Source organism: Mesorhizobium sp. M7A.F.Ca.CA.003.01.2.1 (assembly GCF_003998945.1).
GTDB classification, from domain to species: Bacteria; Pseudomonadota; Alphaproteobacteria; order Rhizobiales; family Rhizobiaceae; genus Mesorhizobium; species Mesorhizobium ciceri.
On record NZ_RZRA01000616.1, the window covers coordinates 1 to 3,469 of the forward strand.

7 protein-coding genes are annotated in these 3,469 nt (G+C 63.1%); 2 read left to right on the forward strand and 5 right to left on the reverse strand.

All coding sequences use genetic code 11. The annotated features are described in order from the left end of the window. The 3 genes from EN969_RS22285 to EN969_RS35585 all read right to left on the reverse strand — a co-directional run. On the reverse strand, positions 1 to 262 hold a 262-nt coding region (locus tag EN969_RS22285), incomplete at its 3' end, for a DNA polymerase ligase N-terminal domain-containing protein (protein ID WP_281060023.1). A 12-nt stretch (positions 263 to 274) separates the two neighbouring features. Further along, positions 275 to 1,144: a Ku protein gene (locus EN969_RS22290; protein ID WP_063169649.1), complete on the reverse strand. Its 870-nt coding sequence runs from the start codon at positions 1,142 to 1,144 to the stop codon at positions 275 to 277. A 12-nt stretch (positions 1,145 to 1,156) separates the two neighbouring features. Next, entirely contained in the window at positions 1,157 to 1,396 is a 240-nt protein-coding gene (locus EN969_RS35585; RefSeq protein WP_127274001.1) for a hypothetical protein, read from the reverse strand. 125 nt (positions 1,397 to 1,521) lie between these two features. On the opposite strand from EN969_RS35585, the gene EN969_RS22300 reads away from it, so the two are divergent. Both EN969_RS22300 and EN969_RS22305 read left to right on the forward strand, forming a co-directional pair. Beyond that, entirely contained in the window at positions 1,522 to 1,662 is a 141-nt protein-coding gene (locus EN969_RS22300) for a hypothetical protein (RefSeq protein WP_013528645.1), read from the forward strand. Between the two features lie 254 nt (positions 1,663 to 1,916). After that, the gene (locus tag EN969_RS22305; protein ID WP_255337212.1) at positions 1,917 to 2,303 is read left to right on the forward strand and encodes a DCC1-like thiol-disulfide oxidoreductase family protein; all 387 of its coding nucleotides are present in this window, start codon (positions 1,917 to 1,919) and stop codon (positions 2,301 to 2,303) included. 15 nt (positions 2,304 to 2,318) lie between these two features. On the opposite strand, the gene EN969_RS22310 is transcribed toward EN969_RS22305, so the two are convergent. Continuing rightward, a complete protein-coding gene (locus EN969_RS22310; protein ID WP_063169651.1) occupies positions 2,319 to 2,702 on the reverse strand; it encodes a DUF1850 domain-containing protein in 384 nt (127 codons plus the stop codon). Next, positions 2,699 to 3,469 (reverse strand): TRAP transporter large permease subunit (locus EN969_RS22315; protein ID WP_127419399.1); only part of this gene is annotated, 771 nt, incomplete at its 5' end. The genes EN969_RS22310 and EN969_RS22315, both read right to left, overlap by 4 nt.

Below are 3,469 nucleotides of genomic sequence, written 5' to 3' on the forward strand. Positions count from 1 at the left end.
GCGCATAGTCGATCGGGTGATCCTCGACATGGACAGCCAGTCGCTTCTCATGCGGGTCGAGGCTCGGGCCGCGCGTCACCGCCCAACTCCACAGCACGCCGTCATGCTCGAGCCGCAAGTCGTAATGCAACCGCGTCGCGGCATGCTTGTGGATGACGAAGATGCCGCCGGCCTCGCCCTGCTTGGTCCGGGCGACCTTGCCGGCCGGTTCGGCGGTTTTCTTGAAATCGCGCTTGGAGTGATATTGTTCGAGGCTGGCCATCCGTTGGGTTCCTCACGCCGATTTGCGTTTGGGCGCGCTGGCTTTCGACTTGGCGCGTTTGGCCGCTGGCCTGGCCTTCGCCGACGAAGATGTTTTCGATGACCCGGAGTCCGACAGGCTCTTCTTCAGCGCGTCGAACAGATTGACGACATTGGAAGGTTTGGGCGCCGCCTTGGCCTTCGGCGCCTTGTGGCCGGCCTTCTTGGCGCGGATCAGCTCCAGCAGCGCGTCCTCGTATTTGTCGTCGAATTTCGAGGGATCGAACTTCGTCTTCTTCTTGTCGATGATCAACTCGGCCAGATCGGTCATCTCCTGATCGGTCTTCACGGGCTCGATGTCGCCGAAGACGGTGTCCGGTTGCCGTACCGTGTTGTCGTAGCGCAGCGTCGTCAGCACCATGCCCTTGCCGAGCGGTTCGATCACCACCGGCCGTTCGCGTCGGTAGAGCACGATACGCGCCAGCCCGGCCATCTTCTTGCCCGCCATCGCATCGCGAATGACGGCGAACGCCTCTTCCGACACCTTGTCGGCGGGCGCCACATAGTAGGGCGTGTCGAGATAGATCTGCTGGATCGAAGCTTTGTCGACGAAACCGTCGAGCGCCATCGTGTGCGAGGATTCGATCTGCACCGCCTCGATCTCGTCTTCCTCGATATGGATGAAATTGCCATCGTCGAGTTCATAACCCTTGATCTCGTCATCCTCCTCCAACGGCTTGCCGGTTTCGGCATCGACATAGAGGCGCTTCACCGTGTTGCCGGTCTTGCGGTTGAGAATGCGAAACGAGACCCGCTCCGTATGGGTGACGACATTGGTCAGTTCGACGGCACAGGTGACCAGCGAAAGCTTCAGATAGCCTCTCCAGGCCGGACGCGGCGCCATGATATCTTCCCTTCAGAACCAGATGAAGGTGAGAACGGACAGATCGCGCTCCAGTTCCGCGCTCCCGCGCCGATCTGGATGCCAAGGGGCCGCCTGAGTGGTTCTGGCCGCCAGCACGGAAATTTCGCGGGCTCGGCAAAAGTTGAAACAGAACCGCGCGCAGGCGACATTCAAACGAAACATATGTGATGCAAAAGTCACATTGGCCGGAATGCCAACCAACTGCACGGAAAGACCCCGAATCAGCCGCATTCCAGCCACGAAGCAAGGCATTTTCGACCAGATATTAACATCACGTTCACCGACTATTCACGCCTCGACGCTATGATGACCGCAATTCGGAAGGGACATCCGAAAATCGGGACAGGGACAAGGTAATGAACTTCCTCGCGCACCTCATCGGCTATGCCGCCGCCATCCGCGAATTCGTTGCGCCGACCTACCGGCCCGAACGCTATTACATGCGCGGCCCCGGCCCGGCCTGCGCCCGTCGCGGCAACTCGCTGGGCGCGCACTGATCATGGCTTTCGAAAATCGCCACAACAGCCGGATCTGCAGGCCGGCCGCCTCTATCCGCGCCACCACCTATCGCGCCGAGCGTCCCGCTCTCGCCGACAGGCGCCGTGCGACATCGCCACGGCTTTGATACCATCGCTGGCCGGCTTAGTGTCATAGGACACGAGCAGCCGAGGCCAGCGTGACGGACCATCTTCAACCAGTTCGACCCCAGTCAACTCGTCCCTTCGAAACAGTTCTCGACTCACGCCATCCATTGATCGTTTTCGATGGCGTCTGCGTGCTCTGCTCCGGTTTCGTGCGCATGGTGGTCAGGCTCGACCGCCAAGGCCGTTTCCGCTTCGCCACCGCGCAGTCGCCCTTCGGTGAAGCGCTGTTCCGGAAGCATGGACTGCGCACCGACTCTTACGAAACCAATCTCGTCCTGATCGACGGCGTCGCCTTCACGCGGCTGGACAGTTTTGTCGCCGTCATGGCGGAACTCGGCTGGCCTTGGCGGGCGGCCAAGGCACTGTTGCTGTTGCCGCGCCCGCTGCGTGGTTGGCTCTATGATCGCATCGCCAGGAACCGCTACGCCCTGTTCGGCAGGAAGGATGCTTGCGACATTCCTTCTCCGGAGCTGCGCAAGCGGTTCCTTGGCTGAGGGTGTGGCTATGCGCTACCGCGGCTGGCTCGTGCCATCCGGCCGGCACGGCTCGAGCACGATCGGTCCGCCTGCCGTCCTCCCCAATTCCCGGCAGCCCTGAACCGTGCACAGTGTCCAGCCGTCGCTGGTTGCACCTGAAGCGGCGAGCACGACGCGCCGCTGCGGGCCGACATCAGGCGCATAGCTCCACCAACCCTCCTTCAGCACCGCGCCTTCCGGCGGCTCCATGCCGGCGCCCGAGCCCTCGATCCGGGCTTCGACCACCTGCAGGCCGGAGGACGTGACCTTCCAGTCTTCTTGCCAGCGCGTCCGTTCCACCGAATGCGTCCAGGACAGCGTGAAGGCGGCGACGGAGAGCGTTACCGTCTTGCCCGCGGCCAGGATGCACAGGCTCATGTTCTGACTGAAGCCTGCCGCGCGCGAAAACAGTGCCAGCCGATCCAGGCCAGCGCCAGCACCCAGCCGGCCTCGTCGGTGAGCGGCACCGCGGCGACCAGCAGCACGCCGGCCGCGAAGGCGACGAGCCGCTCCCACCACGCCATGCGGGTGACCAGAAAACCGACGGCGGCGGCACCCCACAGCACGATGCCCATGCACGCCTTGGCGACGATGTAGCCGACCTCGACGGGATAGCCGAACTGGGCGGCGATCGGACCTGCGTCCTGCAGCATCAGCGCCGGCGTGTAGACCGCCATGAACGGCACGACGAAGCCGGCAATGGCCAGCTTGGTCGCCTGGATGCCGATTTTCAGGCCGCTTTCCCTGGCCATCGGTGCGGCGGCGAACGCCGCCAGCGCCACCGGGGGCGTCAAATCGGCCATGATGCCGAAATAGAACACGAACATGTGGCTGACCAGCAGCGGCACGCCAAGCTCGAGCAGCGCCGGCCCGGCCAGCGACGAGGTGATGATGTAGTTGGGAATGGTCGGAATGCCCATGCCCAGCACCAGGCAGGTGACCATGGTCAGCACCAGCGACAGGAACAGATTGTCCTCGCCGATCGAGATGATCCAGCCGATGAAGGTCGAGGCGATGCCGGTCAGCGTCAGCGTGCCGATGACGATGCCGACAATGGCGCAGGCAATGCCGACCGGCAGCGCGTTCTTGGCGCCTTCGGCGAGCGAGTCGACACAGATTTGCAACGTCTCGCGGCCGCCCTTGAA